Origin of the sequence: Rhizorhabdus argentea, assembly GCF_037861105.1 — a bacterium.
GTDB lineage: Bacteria > Pseudomonadota > Alphaproteobacteria > Sphingomonadales > Sphingomonadaceae > Rhizorhabdus > Rhizorhabdus argentea.
Genome location: NZ_JBANFK010000007.1, coordinates 1 through 20,925 on the forward strand (window position 1 = coordinate 1; position 20,925 = coordinate 20,925).

General features: G+C 61.8%; 12 protein-coding genes. 8 read left to right on the forward strand and 4 right to left on the reverse strand.

Annotation, left to right across the window (positions count from 1 at the left end):
- Nucleotides 1-4,631: beta strand repeat-containing protein (locus tag AAC645_RS08340; RefSeq protein WP_340315208.1), on the reverse strand; the 4,631-nt coding region annotated here is incomplete at its 3' end.
- Between the two features lie 303 nt (nucleotides 4,632-4,934).
- On the opposite strand from AAC645_RS08340, the gene AAC645_RS08345 reads away from it, so the two are divergent.
- The 5 genes from AAC645_RS08345 to AAC645_RS08365 all read left to right on the forward strand — a co-directional run bounded on the left by AAC645_RS08345 (nucleotide 4,935) and on the right by AAC645_RS08365 (nucleotide 13,344).
- Nucleotides 4,935-6,005, forward strand: coding sequence for an NAD(P)-dependent alcohol dehydrogenase (locus AAC645_RS08345; protein WP_340315210.1), 1,071 nt, complete (start codon nucleotides 4,935-4,937; stop codon nucleotides 6,003-6,005).
- 344 nt (nucleotides 6,006-6,349) lie between these two features.
- Nucleotides 6,350-6,517, forward strand: coding sequence for a hypothetical protein (locus AAC645_RS08350; protein WP_340315212.1), 168 nt, complete (start codon nucleotides 6,350-6,352; stop codon nucleotides 6,515-6,517).
- Between the two features lies 1 nt (nucleotide 6,518).
- Complete coding sequence (locus tag AAC645_RS08355) at nucleotides 6,519-7,280, forward strand: response regulator transcription factor (protein WP_340315213.1); 762 nt, start codon at nucleotides 6,519-6,521, stop codon at nucleotides 7,278-7,280.
- A 524-nt stretch (nucleotides 7,281-7,804) separates the two neighbouring features.
- Nucleotides 7,805-8,626, forward strand: coding sequence for a Crp/Fnr family transcriptional regulator (locus tag AAC645_RS08360; protein WP_340315215.1), 822 nt, complete (start codon nucleotides 7,805-7,807; stop codon nucleotides 8,624-8,626).
- A gap of 188 nt (nucleotides 8,627-8,814) precedes the next feature.
- Nucleotides 8,815-13,344, forward strand: coding sequence for a beta strand repeat-containing protein (locus tag AAC645_RS08365; protein WP_340315217.1), 4,530 nt, complete (start codon nucleotides 8,815-8,817; stop codon nucleotides 13,342-13,344).
- 55 nt (nucleotides 13,345-13,399) lie between these two features.
- Here the strand turns inward: AAC645_RS08365 and AAC645_RS08370 are convergent, their stop codons facing one another.
- From AAC645_RS08370 to xrtV, 3 genes are read right to left on the reverse strand one after another with little or no spacing between them, the layout of a single operon-like run.
- Entirely contained in the window at nucleotides 13,400-14,221 is an 822-nt protein-coding gene (locus AAC645_RS08370; RefSeq protein ID WP_340315219.1) for a SurA N-terminal domain-containing protein, read from the reverse strand.
- A 43-nt stretch (nucleotides 14,222-14,264) separates the two neighbouring features.
- Nucleotides 14,265-14,963 carry an exosortase-associated protein EpsI, V-type gene (epsI, locus tag AAC645_RS08375; protein ID WP_340315220.1) on the reverse strand — a complete coding sequence of 233 codons (699 nt, stop codon included), beginning with the start codon at nucleotides 14,961-14,963 and terminating at the stop codon, nucleotides 14,265-14,267.
- Nucleotides 14,960-15,796 carry an exosortase V gene (gene xrtV / locus AAC645_RS08380; RefSeq protein ID WP_340315222.1) on the reverse strand — a complete coding sequence of 279 codons (837 nt, stop codon included), beginning with the start codon at nucleotides 15,794-15,796 and terminating at the stop codon, nucleotides 14,960-14,962. The genes epsI and xrtV overlap by 4 nt, the downstream gene beginning before the upstream one ends.
- A gap of 291 nt (nucleotides 15,797-16,087) precedes the next feature.
- Here xrtV and AAC645_RS08385 point away from each other — a divergent pair, with 291 nt between their 5' ends.
- The 3 genes from AAC645_RS08385 to AAC645_RS08395 all read left to right on the forward strand — a co-directional run bounded on the left by AAC645_RS08385 (nucleotide 16,088) and on the right by AAC645_RS08395 (nucleotide 20,889).
- Complete coding sequence (locus tag AAC645_RS08385) at nucleotides 16,088-17,314, forward strand: outer membrane beta-barrel protein (protein WP_340315223.1); 1,227 nt, start codon at nucleotides 16,088-16,090, stop codon at nucleotides 17,312-17,314.
- A 351-nt stretch (nucleotides 17,315-17,665) separates the two neighbouring features.
- Nucleotides 17,666-19,765 carry a GumC family protein gene (locus tag AAC645_RS08390; RefSeq protein WP_340315224.1) on the forward strand — a complete coding sequence of 700 codons (2,100 nt, stop codon included), beginning with the start codon at nucleotides 17,666-17,668 and terminating at the stop codon, nucleotides 19,763-19,765.
- Entirely contained in the window at nucleotides 19,762-20,889 is a 1,128-nt protein-coding gene (locus tag AAC645_RS08395; RefSeq protein WP_422785813.1) for a glycosyltransferase, read from the forward strand. The genes AAC645_RS08390 and AAC645_RS08395 overlap by 4 nt, the downstream gene beginning before the upstream one ends.
- Nucleotides 20,890-20,925 lie beyond the last annotated feature (36 nt).

Genomic DNA, 20,925 nt, shown 5'->3' on the forward strand with positions numbered 1-20,925 from the left:
GGTGGCGGCGGGCTAGGCTCCACGACTGGCGGCGGCGGTGGCGGCGGGCTAGGCTCCACGACTGGCGGCGGCGGTGGCGGCGGGCTAGGCTCCACGACTGGCGGCGGCGGTGGCGGCGGGCTAGGCTCCACGACTGGCGGCGGCGGTGGCGGCGGGCTAGGCTCCACGACTGGCGGCGGCGGTGGAGTCTGCTCGGCGGCCAGGATCGTCAACGCTGTCGAATTTTGGGGCGCTTGCTCGAACGCATAATTTGTGGCGATCAGGCCCTCGCCGTTGATCGCGACGGTGCCCGAAGCGGACCCGGCATTCGCCGCCGACGTGAAGGTCAAGGTGCCCGACGTCGCACCGCCGAGAGTTTCTCCCGCGACAAATCCCGTGACGGTCCCGGTGAAAGACGGATTGGGCTCGCCGACGATGCGGCTGACGGGGTCGGCGACATAGGTCAGCAGCGCAAGCTCGATTTGGCCGACATCGCCGGCCGCCGAGCCGGGCAGGACATAATTGCTCAACAAAGTGCTGGAGCCGCTCGCGAAATCGGTCGCGTCAAGGCTGGTGCTGACGGAGATACCGGTGCCCGCATTGCCGCTGGCATAGCTGCCGCTCGTCTGCGTGACCGTGATCTCATCGCCACTTGCAACCCCCGACAACGTGTAGTTGGACGGAGCAAGCGTCGCGATGGTGGTGCTGTCATAGACGCGTGATACCGTTCCGGTGAGGCTGATCTCCAGTTGCTTCGGCGTGATTGCGCCGATCGTTCCGCTAACCGATGTGGGCAATGTGTAGTTGGCCAGCAGCGTATCCTGTCCTGCCGTATAGTCGGTTCCCCCCAGGTTCACCTCGACATTGATATCCGTGCCGACGTTCGGGGAGGCGTAGATTCCTGTGGTCGGGTTGACGCTGATGCTTTGACCATCGATCAACCCGCTGAGCTGATAGTTCGATGAGGCCAGCGGCGCCGCAGTGGTGCCGTCATAGTCCCGCGACACCGCGCCGGCGAATGCCGCCGTCAGCGGCTTCGGGCTGATCGTGCCGACCGCGCCAGAGGCCGAGGTCGGCAAGGCGTAGTTGCTGGCCAACGTGCCTGATCCGGCGGTGAAGTTGGTTGCAACCAGGTTGGCGCTGACGACGATGTTCGTTCCGGCATTCGGGGTCGCATAGCTGCCGACGGTCTGGTTAATAGCGAAGCTCTGACCATCGACCAACCCGGAGAGCTGGTAGGCGTTCGCCGTTAACGTCGCGGTGGTAGTACCGTCATAGATGCGGGATATATCGCCGATCAGCGTCGCGGTGAGCGTCTTGGGAGTGATCGTGCCTGTCAGGCTGACCGCACCGCTGGGCTTATAGCCGTAAACGGGTTTGCCGGCACTGTCCTGGGCGATCAGGCTGATACCGTTCAGGACGACGGTTCTGGACCCCGCATCCGGAAGATCGAACATCCCGCTGGCGGCGCCTGCGACGATCGTATCGCCGTTGATCGCTCCGCTGCCCGAAAGCGCAACGCTCGGCAGGTTGATAATCGTCGTCCCGTCATATTCGCGGGAGATGTTCCCGGTGACCGTCACGGTGGGGGCTAGCGAATATATATATCCGTTGCCCTCCGCCGGCACCGACGACGCGCCATCGGTCGCGCCGACGCTCGCCAGATTCGACGTGGTCGAAAATCCGATGCCATAGGTCTTGAAATCGTGCGCCAGCGATCCGGCAACGTCAGGCGTGCTACCGAAGGGCGAACTGTTGTTGCTGAACACCCGCCATGTTCCACCGAGGCTGTTCAGCACGGCGCCGTTGGTCGAAGCGTTCACAAAGCGTTGCCCGGCGGCCAGTCTGATGTCGCCGCTCGTGCGGAGATCGGCGTTCGTTCCGAGCGTGAGGACGTTGAGGGATTCGATACGCAGGCGCGCCAGCCGGCTCGAAAGGCCGATGCCGCCATCAACGGTCAGCGCGCCGTCGCTGCCGATATCGAGATTGAAGCCGCCGTCGATGGAGGAAGTCAGATTGACCGCGCCCGCCGCTTGGAACGACAATATGCTGTCCGCGGTCAAGCTGATCGGGACTGCGATTCCCAACGCCGATGCGCTCTTCACATTGAGCGCACCACCGTCGAGATAAAGATTGCCGACCGCCACGTCGCCGGAGCTTCCCGCCGTCCAGTCGAGTTTGCCCGCGCCGGACTTGGAGAAGCTACCGCCAGCGAGCGAGCCCGTGACAGTGCCGCCCTGCGCGACGGAGAGCTGAATCTGGCCAGTGGCGGCCACAGCAATCGACCGCGTCGACACCGTCTTGGACGTGCTGACGAGGTTGGCCAGCGAATTGATAGAGCCGACCGCCTTCGCGAAGGTGATGTCGTTGTTCGGATTCGTGACGGTCAGGCCATATTTGGAGGTCGCGGGATCGATGCCCGCGAAGGTCGTCGCGCTATCGACCGTGCCGTTGAAGCTAACATTGCCTTGCGCGTTGATCGCCACGTCACGGATCAGCTGGACATTGCCATTCAGCGTAGCCTGGCCTCCGAAGCTGGTGAAATAGAAGCCGGTACCGTTTTCAGTGCGTTGTCCGCCAGGGGGCGTGAAATCGATCGTGACTTGATCGCCGCCGCCCGCTTCGCCGAAATAGGCGAGTATCGGGTAGGCCGTGCCGGCTGTGAGGTTGATGTTGCCGCTCCCGAACACCACGCCATGGGCACCGGGGGCCGAGGCGACCGCCGACCCCGGAGTTACGCGCGCTTCCAGCGATGCGACGGTTTCGCCCGCATTTCCCAGGAACAGATAGGAGGCGTCATCGCTGCCGATCCGGAAATTATAGGACCCGCTGACGCTGGGCTGGAAGAATCCAAGGAATCGCACCGAATAATTGTCATCGAAATTCGCGCCCGGGGTAGTCGGGTTTATAGATGTGAAGAGATTGTCGAATCGATAATCGGGCCGAAGCTGCGCATTTTGGAAAAAACTGAAGTTGTCGTTGAAGTAGCCTGAATATTTAATACCCTGAAGGCCGTTCGACTGCCCGCCGATCGTGGTGATGTTGCCACCGAGATAGATGGTGCCGATGCCATCATTGTTGCTGTCCGCGGTCAGCACTACATTGAGGCCGCCGCTGGTCGACGTGATATTGGCGCCTGGCTGGACGATGATATCCTTGTGGGCACGCAAGGTCAGCGTCGCCGCTGCGCCCGACGATTTGGTGAGGGAGGTGTTGAGGGTGATATTGCCCTCGCCGCTACTGCTGGCTCCCGTCTGCGGCGCGTTAGCAGTGTCGACAGTGACATTGGTGCCGCTGTTGAGCAGGGAGACGAGATCGCTGGCACGCACCTCGGAAGAATTCTGCCCACTGAGCTGATCGACGATCTGAATGTCGAAGGGATCGAACAGCCACTCGCCCGCAAGCCCCCCGGCCGCCGAAGCGGACCCGGTCACGCCATCGATCCGGAGCGTGTGGCCCGAGGTTTCAATGATGCCGCCATTGCCGCCGAGCGATCCGCCATTGGCCTGGAAATCGCCCGCGGCGCGCGTGATGGACAAGGGATCATAAATGTCTGACCACAAGGATAGAACGCCGCCATTGCCGCGGGTCACCGCGCTGGCATCGAGCGATGCTCCACGCATGACCGTGGCATAAAGGGCAGAAGCCCTTCCGCCGATCACCGCTCCGTGCAGACCGCCACCGACGTGGATGTTGCCGCCACCGGCATCGCCTCGCGCGTCCACCTGGGCGCGCTCCGACAGCAATATCCGCTTGGCAGAAATGGCAATATCGCCGCCGGTCTCGTTCGCCCCAAGGCCCGAGGCATCGAGCTTACCGGTGACGGTGACGCCTGCGGCATCACCTGCATCGAGGATGATTTCTCCATTGCGAAGCTGAACGGATTGCGCCTGAAGCAATCCCCCACTGTTGATGGTGCTCGCCGCCGCATCCGCGGCGCCGCGGACGGTGAGCAGAATGCGGCCACCATCCGCTGCCAGCGTTCCGCTGTTGATGATCACTCCGTCGGAGGCAACCACCGGGAGCGGTTCAGTGATGGCGAAGGACAGTAATTTATCGCCTACCAGGTCCAGCGAGAATCCCTGTGCGCCCAACAAGGCCACCGTCCCGAGCCGCGCCGACACCAGGCCGCTGTTGTTGATCTTCCCGCCGGCGAGAACGGCATAGCCATTTTCCACGGCAATCTGGCCGGCGTTCGCGATCTCTCCTTCGCCGTGTCCGCTGAACGCATAGCGCCCGGCCATGAAGTCATCGTCGACGATATCGCGCGTGCTCGCGAGAAAACCCGCGGCCTGTACACGGCCGCCAGCACCAATGAGAACACCCGAAGAATTGAGAATCCAGACCTGCCCGTTGGCGGAAATCATACCATCGATGTTCGACACGCCGCCGCCGGTGACGCGGTTAAGCGTGATCGAGCTTGAATCTGGCTGCTGGAACCGCAGCGTGCTTCCGCCAGGAACCGAAAGGCTCGACCAGTTGATCACAGCCTTACCGCTGGTCTGATTGACGATGGTGGTGCTGCCTTCGACGGACAAGGTTGCGGCACCGCGGACCACGACGGGCGCGCCGATCTCGCCCGCCTCGGCCGTGCTCAGCGCGAGCAGACTGACTGCGGCAACCAAGGCGCGCCGGCCGGAAAGGCGGATCATAGCCGCGCGCTTTGAATAGCGCAGGCAACATCCGCAACTTCAACGAAACCGCACACGATACATCCCCCTGTCGGAACGCTCCCTGGAGCATCTCTCGATCAGCTGAGGATAGAAGAAGGAGTATTTAGAATTGTAACCAATTCACGCCGACAAGTTACGGGAGATGTTATACTTACGTCTTATGCCGGGCGGAGCTCGCTAGCAACGATCCGGCGCAAAATGGGCGGTTGCCCTTCCCTTTCTCGTATTTCTCCGTAAACGTCCGGGCCTGATCATCCGATCGGAACAGGAGGACCGCGATCCATGGTGCAGTCGTTCGGTTTTGCCGCGCTTGAGGCCAAGGCCCCGCTCATTCCCTTTTCCTTCGAACGTCGCGATCCGCGTCCGCACGACGTGACCATCGAGATTCTCTATACCGGCATCTGCCATTCCGATCTGTTCTTCGTGAACAACGACTGGGGCAACAGCATCTATCCGATGGTGCCGGGGCACGAGATCGTCGGGCGGATAACGGCGGTGGGCGACGGCGTGCGCAAGTTCAAGGTTGGCGACATGGCGGCGATCGGCTGCATCGTCGATAGCTGCCGCCAGTGCGATCCTTGCCGGCACGATCTTGAGAATATGTGCATCGAGCATCCGACGCCGACCTATTCGGGATATGAGCGGGACGGCGAACGGATGACCTTCGGCGGCTATTCCAACAACTATGTGGCTGACGAAGCCTATGTCGTGCGCGTGCCCGACGCGCTGGATCCAGCAGGTGCCGCGCCCTTGCTGTGCGCGGGGATCACCACCTATTCACCGCTCCGCCATTGGAAGGTCGGCCCCGGCAGCAAGGTCGGCATCGTGGGTATCGGCGGCCTCGGACATGTTGCGATCCGATTGGCACGCGCGATGGGGGCGGAGGTGACGGTGTTCACCACCTCACCCGGCAAGATCGCCGACGCGATGGCGCTGGGCGCGCAGGCCGTCGTGGTTTCAACCGACGCCGGACAGATGGCGGCGCGGACCGGCAAGCTCGACTTCATTCTCGACACTATCTCCGCTCAGCACGACATCAACGCCTATCTTGCGCTGCTCCGTATCGACGGCACTCTCTGTCTGGTGGGCGCGCCGGCCGAGCCGCTGCCGGTCGGCGCCTTCTCGCTGATCGTCGGGCGCAAGTCACTGGCCGGCTCGCCAATCGGCGGCATCGCCGAGACGCAGGAGATGCTCGATTTCTGCGGCGAGCACGGCATCCTCGCGGATATCGAGCTGATCGCGATGAAGGACGTCAACACCGCCTACGAGCGCCTCCATCGCAGCGACGTCAAATACCGCTTCGTCATCGACATGGGCACTCTGGCAGACGCGCGCCGCCTGGCGATTGGTTGAGTCGGCGACCGCCGCCGAATAGCCAGCCGTCATTCAACACCAGACCCTCGAGGCGCTATGGCCATCCGCCGGGCAATCCGAGAGTTTGGAAAAACAGGCGGATGCCATCGGATCCATTGCTTCAATTTGAATGAAAACGAATCCAGGCAACTGGTTCCGCGGCCTCACTGGTGCGCAGCCTGATCGAACCATGCCGTGGCAATAACGATGTAAGCCGAAGGCTCCCTCCAAAAACCAGCCAACTTGGCGCATCAAGGAACGATGCAAGGCCATGTCAACGGACACTCACTTACACGTCGATCGGTACAAATATATATAAGGTCAACTAGATAGGAGTGCATAGCGTGACTATGATCACCCGCTCGTGTCTAATTCTTGTGCTTGGCCTCGTCGCAAGCCCGTCAGCCCCGGCCGCGCCGATCCTGATGGCGCTGGGCAATCCTGATAACGCGCAGTTCGTCAATCCTTCGATAGACGAAATCCCCGCTCCAATGCCCAGCCGGATCATCTGAATTGACCAACGAGGGCGACGATCGCTCGAGCCGGTCCCCGCCACCGCGACTCGTCCTCGCGCAATTAAAAGCGGGTTCCCTGCCGCGACCGGCGCCGAGGCACCAGACGGTGCGCGGCGCTCCGGCAACCGTCACGATTTTCAGCAATTCCGAATTGCGGTTAGAGGGTCTCGAACGAATGCTGAACGGCAACGGATTCGCCGTGAGATCGCGCCTGCACGACCACAGCGGAACTGTTCCGGCCGAAACCACCGCCGACGGCAACGTGTTTATTCTGGACGCGCCGGCCGACAAGGAGGGAATCGCCGCTATAACAAGCCTTCGGCATCTGCACCCCTCGGCCCGTATCGCGCTGTTGTGCGATCACTGTGACAGCCAGGATCTGCGACTGGCATTCATGGCTGGCGTGGATTCAGTACTGTTGTGGAACTCGAAGCCCGCCGCGCTGGTATCGATGCTGCGACTCGTTGCCAATGGCGAGAGACTCGCCCCCTCGCCGCTTGTCACGGAACTCGTGGAGACGTTCGGTTCTCGAGAAGTGCAGGCTGCGGGAACTCGCCACGGTCCATCGGAACGTGAACTCGCAATTTTGCGGTGCTTGGCGGATGGCTGCTCGAACAAGGAAATAGCTACGCGACTTGGAATAGGCATCGCGACCGTACGTCTTCACATCCGGACGCTCCTGCGCAAACTCGGAAGTATGAACCGTACGCAAGCGGCAATCTGGGCCGTCTCCAATGGTTTCGGGAACCAGACCCGCTAGCCGTTCCGCTGATGGCACCTCAATGCCACGTGGGAAGGCGCAGTTCGACCTCCTGGGCGAGCACCGTGAACCCTTCGGCGCGGAGCTCGTCTGCCCAACGCCTGGCTTGCTGCACCGACGTCATACCCGACGCAACTTCGTCCAAGACCTCGTTCGCCTCTTGGCTACCTAGCACCGATATTGGGACATGTTGTATCATTGAACTAGCACTACCCCCCCGAGTTAGAGCGCCCTCAGAATAGGTCGAAATCGCCACTGGATCCATTACCCATATGAACTCATCCCAATATCAAAATGGGTAGAGCGGCATTGCCGTAATCTATTTTGCAGTCGTTACAGCAACCGCGGCCGAGGCCCAGACGATATCAATGCAAATCGCCGGCTAACGAACCGGTCGCTCGAAAACTCCGACCGGCGGCTCGCGATTTCCCAGAGCACCTACGATGATCCGGTCAGTGTCCGCCAAAAGCATTACGCTGTAATTCCAGACGAATAGCGCAGTTGAACAATGCACAACCGACATCATGCGGTTCATCAATCACGATGCGCGGCAACCTGAACAATGGCGCTTGAGAGCTTCACCCGCTCCATCGACGGAGTCACAAGTGCCGATCAACCGATATAAATCAACCAGGTTGTGCGCGAGGCTCGGCCGAAACGCCCCCCTTACGATGGCGGATCATTCCCAGCTGGCCGCGATACCCTGTCAGTTCAGGACGATCGAGCGCTCGGCCTTTTTTCAACGCGAGGGGCAAAGCGTCACCCATTTCGCCCTAATAGAGGACGGCTTGGCGTGCCGCCAAAAGTTCACCAACGCTGGCGACAGACAGATCGTCGCTTTCCATATGCGCGGCGACTTCCTGAACCTGCAAAATCTCTTCCTCAGCACCTCGGAGGACAATGTCCAGGCCGTGACGCGGACTCGGATCATGGAGTTCCCTATGGCGGCGCTGCGGCGACTGGTTTTGAACAATGCCTCGATCGGGAGGGCGATTTGGATCGAAGCGCTGGCCGACGCAGCGATTTGCCATGAGTGGATTCTGAACATCGGCCGCAGAAACGCACGCGCACGCCTTGCCCATCTGCTGTGCGAGCTGCATACCCGCCTGAGCGCCTCCATCGAAAACGGAGATCGCCAGCTGTTCTCAATCACGCTCGAGCAATTCGCCGACGCGCTGGGGCTGACGTCGGTGCATATCAGCCGCGTGCTCAAATGGTTGACCGAACAAGGCGTAATCGAACGCTCCAAACGGCGCATTTCCGTCAGCAAGATTGCCGAACTGCGGCAGATCGGCGACTTCAACGACAGCTATCTAAGGGTCGATCAGCATCAGGCAGCGCCATGATGCCAACGCCCGATGAACGCCGGCACCGCTTGGGAATTCACGGGTAGTCCAGAAGTCTTAGCCGATGCCTCACATGATATCGGCAAGGCTCGGAATGGCGCATCCGCCAACAGGTGTCCTGCTCTAAAATGGCCTAAACCTGCGACATACAGCGGGAACCCGACAACCTGTTTACGACTGGAGTGCCAATGTCGAATGGAGCTTATGCCGTCGCGGGAAGCGAGTTCCTCGTGAACTCGACGACGACGGGCGTGCAGACAGATGCAGCAATCACCGCCCTCGCCACGGGTGGGTTCGTCGTCAGTTGGACAGATAATAGCGGTGTCGGCGGCGACAGCAGCGGATCGGGGATCAAGGCCCGGCTGTACGACGCCAATGGCGGCGCGCTCGGCAGCGAGTTCCTCGTCAACACGACTACCGCCAACGCCCAGGACCAGGCCTCGGTCGCGGTGCTCGGCACGGGCGGCTTCGTGGTCACCTGGACGGATGCGAGCGCTGCGGGCCCCGACCCCGACCGCCTCGGCGTCAAGGCTCAGATCTTCGACGCCGATGGTGCGAAGATTGGATCGGAATTCCTGGTCAACAGCACGACCCGCCTCAATCAGAGCAGCTCGGTCGTCACCGGCCTCGCATCGGGCGGATTCGTCATCAGCTGGGTCGATGCCAGCGCGACCGCGCCCGATGCCACCGGCACCGGCGTGCGCGCCCAACTATACAACGAGCTCGGGCTTAAGGTCGGCGGCGAGTTCCTCATCAACACCACGATCGCCAGCAGCCAGCAGGCACCGGTCATCACCGGGCTCGCCTCGGGCGGCTTCGTCGCCAGTTGGGTCGACAGCAGCGGACTGGGCGGCGACTCCACGGCGCCGAGCATCAAGGCCCAGGTCTTTACGGCCAGCGGTGCGAAATCGGGTGCCGAGTTCCTCGTCAACACGACCACTGCCGCGTCGCAGGATCAGCCGACCATCACGTCGCTCTCCACCGGAGGGTTCGTGGTCGTCTGGCGCGATACCAGCCTCCAGGGCGACACCAGCGGCGCCGGGCTGAAGGCCCAGGTCTTCACGGCCAGCGGAGCGAAGGTCGGAACGGAATTCCAGGTCAACACCACCGAGTTCAATGCGCAAGACCAGCCCACAGTGGCGGGCATCGCCGGAGGCGGCTTCGCGGTAAGCTGGCGCGATAACAGCCTGCTCGCCTCCGACGCCAGCGGCTTCGGCGTGAAGACGCAGGTCTTCGACGATCTCGGCCACAAGGTCGGCGCGGAAATCCAGGTCAACTCCACGACCCTCGGCACGCAGGAGCTGCCAAGCATCGCTTCGCTCTCGTCCGGCGCCCTGGTCATCGGGTGGACCGACCGCAGTGGACTGGACGGGGATCCCGATGGCGGGATCAAGATGCAGATGTTCAATCCTACCAGCGGGGCGATCAGCAACATCGCTCTTTCCAACAGCACCGTGTCGGAGGCGGCGGTCGAGAACACCACCTTCGCCAGCCTCTCGGCCAATGGCGCGAGCAATGCGCTCTACAGTTACGAGATCGTCGACGACTCCACCGGCGGCGCATTCGCCGTCCAAGGCAACCGGCTGGTCGTGCAGGACAGCCTTGCGCTCGATTACGAAAGCGCGTCCAGCGCGACGCTGACCATCAGGGCGACCGACGGCTTCGGGAACAGCTTCGACAAGGTGTTCGGCCTGGCCGTCACCGACTCGATCGTCGAGGATCGCTATGGCGGCGGACCGGAGCTGCTGGCCAACACCAGCATCGCCAACAACCAGCAACTCGCATCGGTCACGGCGATCGCCAACGACCATTATGTAATAACCTGGACCGACGGAAGCGGTCAGGGCGACACCAGCGTAAACGGGATCAAGGGCCGGATCGTCGATGCCGATGGCAACCCGATCGGCGGCGAATTCCTGGTCAACACACAGACGCTGAACAGTCAGGACACTTCGGCGGTGGCGGGGCTGGCATCGGGCGGGTTCGTCGTCACCTGGGCGGACAACAGCGCGGTCGGCGGCGATACGTCGAGCAGCGGTATCAAGGCGCAGATCTTCGATGCCAACGGCAGCGCCACGGGCGGAGAGTTTCTGGTCAACGCATCGACGTTGAATGCGCAGAAGACGCCGGTTGTTGCCGGGCTGGCATCTGGCGGCTTCGTCGTGACCTGGTCGGACGCGAGCGGACAGGGCGGCGACAGCAGCGTCAGCAGCGTGAAGGCGCAGATCTACAACGCTGCCGGCAACGCGGTCGGCTCCGAATTTCTGGTCAACACGAATACGGCCAACGCGCAGGATACGGCGGTTGTCGCCGGGCTGGCGTCGGGCGGCTTCGTGATCAGTTGGCACGACAGCAGCCTGATCGGCGGCGATGCCAGCAAGGATGCCGTCAAGGCACAGCTCTTCGATGCGGCCGGTGCAAAGGTCGGCGGCGAGTTCCTCGTCAACAGCCTGACGCAGGGCAATCAGCAGCAGGAAAGCATCACCGCGCTGAGCACCGGCGGTTTCGTGGTCACCTGGGCCGATGCCAGCCAGCGCGGCGGCGATCCCGACAATTACGGCATAGCCTTCCAGATCTACGATGCCTCCGGAGCCCCGCTCGGCGGGCAGTCGCTCGCCAATACCACGACGGCGGGAGCCCAGCTGGCCCCGGCGGTATCCGCGCTTGCGGACGGTGGCTTCATCATCAGCTGGGCCGATTATAGCGGCAGCGGCCCAGAGGTCGGTACCGCCGGCATCAAGGCACAGATATTTACCGGCGGCGGCGTAAAGATCGGCGGCGAATTCATCGCCAACGGTCAGCTGCCCGGAGTCCAGGCTGATCCCACCGTGGCAGCCGCCGGCAATGGCGGGTTCGCGGTCGCATGGACCGACTATGGCGGGATGGGCGGAGACGATCTTGGCACCTCGATCAAGTACAAGATATTCGACCCACTCGCCGTGCAAGGCGGGCCACCGCCCCTCATCGCCACTGCGGATATATTGGCGGGAACCGAGGACCAGCCGGCCGTTTTCCAGATATCCACGCTGCTTGCCAACGATACCGACAGCTATGGACTGCCGATCTCGATCAGCAGCGTGACGGCTGTCTCCGGCGGCTCGGTAGTGCTCGACGGCAATGGGGGCATCCTGTTCACACCCTTTGCCAACTTCAACGGTGCCGCGCTGTTCACCTATGCGGCGGCTGACAGCGCCGGCAACAGCGCCACGGGTCATGTCACAGTCAACGTGGCCGCGGTCAACGATGCGCCAACAGCCTTCAACGATTCCGTCAACGTGTCCGAGGATGGCGGCACCATCCCCGGCGGCGTGTTGCTCGCCAACGACAAAGACCCCGATGCCGGCGACAAGCTCACCATCCAGCCGCTGCCGCCGACGACATCGGCCGGAGCCAACCTCAGCCTGCTGAACGGCGTGATCACCTATTCCCCAGGCGCGCTGTTCCAGAAGCTTGCTGCCGGGCAGACGGCCAGCGACAGCTTCGCCTACACGGTCGCCGATCAGGGCGGCATCACTTCGAGCGCCACGGTCTCGCTCACCATAACGGGCGCCAACGATGCGCCGACCAACCTGAGCCTCTCGAATGCTCAGGTGAACGAAAACGCCGCCGCCGGAACCGTGGTCGGAACACTGGCCGGCCTCGATGTCGACCAAGGCGACACATTGAACTTCAGCCTGACCAACAACGCGGGCGGACGTTTCGTCGTCAACTCGACGACGGGGGTGATCTCCGTCGCGAGCGGCGCAGTGCTCGACTATGAGGCGACGCCCACGCAGTCGATCGTCGGGCGTGCCACCGATTCCGCCGGGCTGTTCGTCGAGGCCAGCTTTACGATCGCCCTCAACAACCTGCCCGAACCCAAGAGCTGGACGGGCGACAACGGCGTCAACGTCTTCACGGCCCCCAGCAACGATCTGTGGACGATCAACGGCTTAGGCGGCAACGACGTGCTGACCGGCAACGCCAGCGCCGACACCATTTTTGGCGGCGCCGGCGTCGACACGCTCGATGGCGCGGCAGGTGCCGACTCGCTTGTCGGTGGCATCGGCAATGATAGCTATTATGTCGACAATGTTGGCGACAAGGTTGTCGAGAATGTCGGCGAAGGCACCGACACCGTATACACATCGGTCAATTTCACGCTTGATCCCAACATCGAGAACCTGAACCAGACAGGTTCGGCTGACCTCTCGATGACCGGCAACGATTTGGCCAACACCGTCAATGGCAACGCCGGCGCGAACATCATGCATGGCGGACTCGGCGGCGATCTGCTGATCGGCAATGACGGCAACGACGTCTTATGGGGCGAGGATGGCGGCGATTTCCTGCAAGGGGGCGCCGGCGCCGACACTCTGATCGGCGGCGTCGGAGCGGACGAGCTGACCGGCGGCGCGGGCGCAGACATATTCCTGTTCGACTATCTCGGCACCTCCACCGATCGGGACAAGGTGAAGGATTTCGTCGCCGGAGAAGACCTGTTCCAACTCTCCCGTGCGGTGTTCACCGCCTTCGCCAACTTGCCGGCAGGAGCGATACCGGCATCCGGCTTCTTCAACGGGGCCCAGGCGGTGAGCAGCGACCAGCATCTCATCTACCAGCAGTCGACGGGAAATCTCTATTATGATCCCGACGGTGCGGGCGGTGTAGCGCAGATCCAGATCGGCCTGCTGAGCACGAAACCGGCGCTGACGGCCAGCAGTTTCACGTTGATCTGAGCGGATCTCACAGCATGGCCGATGCAAAGGCGACGGCCATGCTGCGGAGATGCGATCACTTTCGCGCGGGTGGCGGTGGCCCGAAGCCGTTTTGATATTCGATCTTCGCCTGCGCCTTCAACGCGGTCAACGTGCGCTGAAGCGCTTCTTCCGCGGACTGTTTGCGCATGAGGGCGAGCCCGGCTGATTGAGCGTCCTCCCCGATCAGCGGCGCAGGTGTCCTTTTCAGAACGGTCACGATCGTCGCGATCCCGCCAGAGGCGAGGCCTAAGGGCTCCGAGCCGGCGCCGAGCATCCGCGTAAGTATCGGCTGCGGCATCGAGATGGTATCGAGTTCCCGCGTCGCCCGCTCGAACTGGATGCCATTCTGTCGCAGGCCGGCCACGACATCGTCTAGCGACTTCGCAGCAGCGAACCAACTCGCGCGCAGTACTGATTCCGGCGCCCGGATCTGGTCGATGGTCAATATCTCGCGCTTCTCGAAGCGGGTCGGATGCTCGGCGACGTAGCGCGACACATCCAGGTCCAGCGGGGTATGTACCGACTGCGCAATCTGCTGCTGCAGCAGTTGGATCGCGATGGTGTCCGACGCCTGTCGAACAGCCGCCAGATATTCCGGCGACTTGTCGATCTTGCGCTCCTTCGCCGCCTCGATCAGCAACTCGCGGTTTATCAGCTGCGACAAGGCCTGGTTCTGGCGCTGCTTGCGTTGAGCCGCCGATGCGGACCCACTGTCGCGGATAACCATGTTGAGTTGCTGCCGGGTGATCTCGTCACCGTTGACGGTCGCGATGACCTGCCCTTCCGGCTTCTTTTCGCAGCCGGCCAAAAGCGCCAGACCTGCGATCAACATCATCGTGCCGTGGGTTTTTCTCATTGCTCTCTCCCGTTAAGACGCTGGCCGTAGCGGCGGCGGATGCTCATGCCTTCGGACCCAGCATGACTTTCAATGCCGTTGGCCCGGAAACTTCCGTCAATTCCCTGGCGAACAACTTCAGCATCGCCAGCGACCGATCCTGATCGGGCGAGATGATCGACATGCGTACGATTACCCCGTCAGGAATCGAGCCCGAGAAGTTGCTGTGGACGACGGCAAGGTTTTCCTCGAGCCACGTCGTGGGAAAGGATGTGCCGATGCGCGTCCAGTATAGCAGCTGCTCGATGCGGCTATAGGCGCTGGCGGTGAAGAAGCCGCTCGCCACGCGTTCTCCGCCGCGCACGTCGACGCTGACGGTCTGCTTCGGTCCCAGCGTGAAGCCGTTGGCCGGATAGCAGGCCTCCGGCCGGTGAATCTGGAACAGCCCTGTCTGACCGCTGCCATAGGCGATCAGGAGCATCAGCACGATGCCCGACGGATGCTGATAGGCGCGGGTGAGCACCTGATCGTAAATGCGGAGCGGATCAACATCCTCAGGCGGCAGTACGAAACTGCTGGCGCGCTTCGCCGACCAGGATCCGATCGTGGAGGGGATCGACTTCTCCAGAGCACCCTTTGCAAGCGGGCTGGTGCCGCGGTTCGGTTTCAGCGCCAGACCGGCGGCCGATGCGGACAGCAACAGCGATCCGAACAGAAGCTGCCGCCGCGACGGCCCAATGCCGGCCCATCTGTCTTGGCTCATATCGCCACGGCACTTTTTCGGCCGCGGAGAGCACGGACAATCGTATCGGCGGTGACGAGCGCGAGCATCGCCACCACGAACATGAAGATCGCGGCAAAGTCGTGGACGAACCCCTGACCCACCGCGTCACCGAAATAATGGGTGACGAGGATCAGAACGAAGACCCTCGTGAAGTTGGCCGTCACCGCGATCGGAAAGATCAGCATCAGCAGGGGCAGCGACTCCCGCCAGCGGCCTTCGTAGCAGATATAGACATAGAACACGCCGATGGCCGACAGGGTAAGCAGCGAGTTGAGACCGGAACAGGCCGTGGCCACCAGGATCTCATATTGGTCGATAAAGATCACCACACCCGCCTGGGCGACCTCGTAGCCGAGCCTGGAGAGAATCTCGACAGCCATTGTGGATATACCCATCTTGAGCACGCGGCTCAGCGGAAGCACGATGGTGTCGAGCTGGGGGAACATGAACACCATATACACCAGCGGAAACCACAGCGCGCGCAGAGCGACCGCTCCCGCGTGATAATAGAACAGAGCGATGCAGGCAGCATAAGCGGACAGGCACTCTACCCCGAGCCAGCCCAGCACCCGCGCCGCGACGAACAGCAACAACGCCGGCACCAGCACCATCATCGTCAATGGCAGCGAACCTGGTCGCGAAAGCCTGGCGACTTTGCGACGTTCCCGACCGATCAACCATAGCCCGGACGCGAAGATCAGCGGACCATGGGCTGTCTGCTCCTCGGTCCATGCGCCACGCGCGAGATCGATTATCGTCGGGATCACGAATATCGCGAGGCTGATCCAGAAAAACCACGCGGGTTCTATCATTTGCCAAATGCGGAACGGACTACGGACTGGGTCCGGGCTGCGCAGCGTGGCACTGTCCTTTAAGATTGAGTGATCCAAGTCCTGAACCGAGGCCCTATGTCTAAATTCCTGGTCGAGCGACCTCGACGGCTGCTGAACGCAACTTTGCTCAGAAGGATGCACGCCCCATGCAAATTTATTGGAACAATATCCTGACTACGTTCGCTAGGCGCATGCGCGATCGGGCACCGTGCGAAAAAGGGCGAGTTTCTTACCAAGTTCATGGATCAAACCAGGCGGGGTCATCAGGGAATGGCGAAAAACATAGTGTTCACCGGAAGGCTGGTCGCGGCGGGACTTGCCCTGGCAGGAACAGCCTTGCAGGCGCAGAACGTTGAACTTACCGATTCCCGCCCGACGACATATGACCCGACCGGGATTGGCGTCGGAGGCTTCAGGGTCTACCCTTCAGTCCAGACGAGACTGACTTACGACGACAACATATTTCTGCGGGACAACAACGTGGTAGGCGATGGCCTGGTGACGATCACGCCCAGCGTTCGCGCCCAATCCGACTGGACGAACCACAGCCTCGTGATGACCGCCTCGTCCACGGTGCGCCGCTATTTTTCGAACCAGGATCAGAACAGCGAAGAGTATCGGGCGGTGGCCGATGGCCGGCTGGACATATTGCGATCGTGGAATGTCGGGGCGACCGCAGACTATGGCCATCTGATCGAGCCTCGCGGCACTGTCGGTAACGACTTCATCACCGGTGAGCCGGTCCGTTATGATCGTTATAGCGGCGCGCTCCGCACGGCCAAGACATTCAACCGGATCGCCTTCAGCGGCGGTGTGAGTGCCGACCGTTATCGATATCAGGACGTCAAGAGCGGTGGCATCTTGGTCGACCAGAGCCTGAGGGACCATGATACGCTGGTCGCACGGCTTCGGGTCGATAACCGGATCGGCGGCTCGTCCAGCGTCTTCGTCTCGACCTCGATCAACAAGATCAACTACCCCAATCTGAAAAGCCGCGATTCCAAGGGCTATACCGCCCTCGCCGGCATAAGGTTCGAAGTCACGCGCCTGCTCCACGGCGAGGCCGGGCTTGGCTATATCCATCAATCCTTCGACGACCCTCGCTTCCGCGGATTCAGCGGCCTCAACTATAGCGCTAACCTGATCTACGAGCCCACGCGGCTGACCACCTTCCGGCTGAAAGCCAGCCGGCAGATCGCGGATAGCGCCCTCGCTGGCGTGCCTGGAGTGCTGCAGAGCCGTGTACGCCTCGAGGTCGAGCATGAACTGCTGAGGCGGCTTATTCTTACCGCCTATGTCGAAGGAAACCGGGAAACCTATCGCGGTCTCGACCGTCGCGAACAGCGCTATTACGCTGGAGCTGGCGCGCGATATTATTTGAACCGCAATTTCGCGGCCACGCTCTCTTTCGATCGTCAGCAGCAGAATGGACGCGGCCTGTTCAACAATGACTATCGCGGAAATCGCATCTCCCTCTCGATTCTGGCCCAACGCTGATCGCACAAGCAGACAAGGGTTCCCTGTGGGAAGGTAGAGAAGAGCACATTGCGACTTCGGCTCACCGCCCAAACCATTGCACCGGCCGCAAAAAAATATGACGCGCTGCACAAATGGCCGCTTTTATCTCTCCGGTCACCGATGCGGCGAAACGAAATCCGATAACGCACGTTGTGGCCCGGTGAGCTCCTGCGGCACGAGGGTACCCCATTGTCCACCAATATCGATCTCTATCGGGACCACGAGATAGCGCATCAAAATCTCGCACTAACAGGGAATACGGGCCAAGAAGCAACGAAGGATAAAGTCAACTTCAACACGCTGATCGCGATACTGCGGCGGCGTAGGGCTTTGTTTTTCGGGGTTTTATTCGGCATCGTTGCATTGGTCGCGTTCCTGACATTCCGGGCGACGCCGCTCTACTCGGCTTCGTCGCAGGTAGTCTTCGACAACACGCCGACCCAGGTGACGCCGGTGCAGGAACAGATCGTGCCCGTTACCGGCGAAATCTCCTCGCCCATCGTCGATACGCAGGTCGAAGTCATTCGCTCCAGCGAGCTGGCCAATCAGGTTGCCGACGCGCTGCAGCTGGACAAGTTGCCCGCGCTTGATCCACGCAATGCGACGCCTGGCCGCCTTGCTGCGCTCCAGTCTTTCATCACCGGAACGCCGCCGCCCTTGTCGCAGCGCGCCTATGATCCGCAGGCGCAGCGGGAATATGTTCTCCGTTTCCTGAAGGACAAGCTCGAAGTCGCGCGCACGGGCACGTCCTACGCGCTGACGATCACCTTCACGTCGACAAGTCCGGAGTTTTCGGCGCTGGTCGCGAACGAATATGCCAAGCAATATTCCCTCCAGGCGCAGAAGAACAAGCGCAAGGAAAATGCGGAAGCCATCGTCTTCCTCAAGAAGCGCATGGAAGAACTGCGTCGCCAGGCCCAGATCGACACCCGCGCCGTGCAGGATTACCGCATCGCACATAACCTGCTGAGCACCAATGCCGCACAACTGACCGAGCAGAATGTCTCGGTGTACGACCAGCAGCTGGCGATGTCGCGCGCCGCCGCGGCAGAAGACCGGGCCAGGCTCGCGACGGCGCAGCAACAGCTCAGAAGCGGATCGCAGGGCGACGATGTCGGCGCAGCGCTGCAATCACCGGTCGTATCATCGTTGCGGACGCAGCGGGCGCAGCTGGGCTCGGAGCTCGCAAACCTGCAGGCTCGCTACGGCCCGCTGCATCCTGACATCATCAAGCTGAAGGAACAGGTGGCCGATCTCGACAAATCGATCCAGACCGAGATCAATCGCGTGATCTCGAACCTCAAGGCCAACACCAACGTGTCCAGCCAGCGGCTGTCCTCGGTGGCCGGCAGCCTCGGCGCGGCACGGGGCGTATTGGCAAGCAGCAATCGGGCGCTGGTCGGGTTCGACGATCTCACCCGCAAGGCCGAAACGTCCCAGGGACTCTACGAGGCATATCTGAACCGCTACAAGACCGCAGCGGCGCAGGAGGGCACCGAGACCGCCGATGCCCGCGTCGTTTCCTGGGCGCAGCCGCCGGACGGGCCCAGCAGCCCGAACATCCCGCTCAACATGTTCTTCGCAGTCGCGCTGGGCGTTGGTGCGGGACTGGCCGCTGCCTTCGGAGGCGAGTTGCTCTTCTCGGGTCTGACCACCGGTGAGGACGTCGAAAACAACCTCAATGTTCCCTATCTGGGAACGATCCCGCTGCTCGACTCCGTCGTCGACAATCCACCTCCCCCGTTCGAGGCGGTGGCAGAGCACCCGCATTCCAGCTTCAATGCATCGCTGCGCAGCCTGCGGACCTCGATCGAATATTCCGTAGGAGCGGTCGTCCAGGTCGTGGCGATTACGTCTGCTGTGCCGAAGGAAGGAAAAAGCACCACGGCCGCCTGCCTCGCCCGGGTTGCCGCCGTCGATGGCGAGAAGGTCGTCCTGGTGGACTGCGACCCCCGGCGCCGGGCGGCCAACAAGCTGGTCGCAGATCCAGCCGACGCCGGCCTGATCGAGGTACTGCGCGGCCGGGCATCGCTGAGCGACGCTCTTGTACAGCACCATGAGAGCGGAGTGTGGATCCTGCCGCTCAACAAGACGCCGGTGGATGGTGGCGAAATGGTCACGGGCGATGCGCTGGCCAACGTGATCAAGAAGCTCCGCGAGGAGTTCACCTACATCATCATCGATACCCCGCCGGTGCTGCCGGTGGTCGACGCACGCGTGATCGCGACATTGGCCGATGCGGTGCTGTTCATCGCGCGTTGGCGCAAGACGCCTGATCACGCTGTCCGCAATGCACTGAAGCTGCTGCCCGCGCGCCGGATGCATCTGGCCGGGGTCGTGCTCAGCCAGGTCGATATGCGCAAGCAATCCCGCTTCGGATATGGCGATGCCACCGCCTATTATGACAGCTACAAGGAATATTACAGTTGAGCGCCGAGTTCCCACGCGAGGTCTGGCGGGCGACATGCGAAGCGCCGCGTCGGGTGGCGATCATCCACTACTGGCTGGTCGGCATGCGCGGTGGCGAACGCGTGCTCGAGCGTCTGCTGCGCCTGTTTCCCCAGGCCGACATCTTCACCCACGTCTATGTTCCGGACAAGGTCTCGGCCTTGATCAGGAGCCACAAGGTGACGACCACGTTCATCAACAAGCTTCCCTGGGCTTCGAAACTCTATCAGAAGTACCTGCCGCTGATGCCACTCGCGCTCGAGGAGCTGGACCTGCGCGGCTATGATCTGGTTATCAGCAGCGAGTCCGGCCCGGCCAAGGGCGTGATCACCGCAAATGACGCCTTTCACCTCTGCTATTGCCACTCGCCGATGCGCTATTTGTGGGATCATTACCACGATTACCGTCACTCCGCAGGCTTCCTTTCCAGGATGGCGATGCCATGGGTGTTCCATCGCCTTCGGGCGTGGGATTCCGGCTCCGCGCATGGCGTCGACACGATCCTCGCCAATTCCAATTTCATACGGAAGCGGGTGCAGAAGGCATGGGGCAGAGACGCCAAGGTGGTATTTCCGCCCGTCGACGTCGACCTGTTCAGGCCCAGCACAAATATCGAAGACCGTTATCTCTGGGTCGGCCAGATGACGCCCTACAAGCGGGCGGACCTGGCGGTCGACGCGTTTAACGAACTGAAGCTCCCGCTGCTGATGGTGGGCGAAGGCGAGATGGCGGCGGAACTCAAGCGCCGCGCCGGACCCAATATCACGATTGTTCCGAAGCTGGACTTCGATCGACTGCGCCTTGCCTATTCGCGCGCCAAGGCGCTGGTGTTCACGGCAGAGGAAGATTTCGGCATAGTGCCTGTCGAGGCGATGGCGTCTGGACGCCCGGTGCTGGCCTATGGGAGGGGCGGTGCGCTCGACACCGTTGTGCCTGGAAGCAGCGGTCTTTATTTCGCCGAGCAGACCACCGAATCGCTGGTGGAAGGCGTGCGAACGATGGAGGCTTGGCTGCCCGGCTTCGACCCGGCAGCCGCCATGAACCAGGCGCGCAACTTCTCACCCGACAAGTTCGACGCCGGCATCCTGGGGGCGCTCTCGCAGTGAGAGCGATCAAGATAGATGCCCTGCGCTCATAAAGCC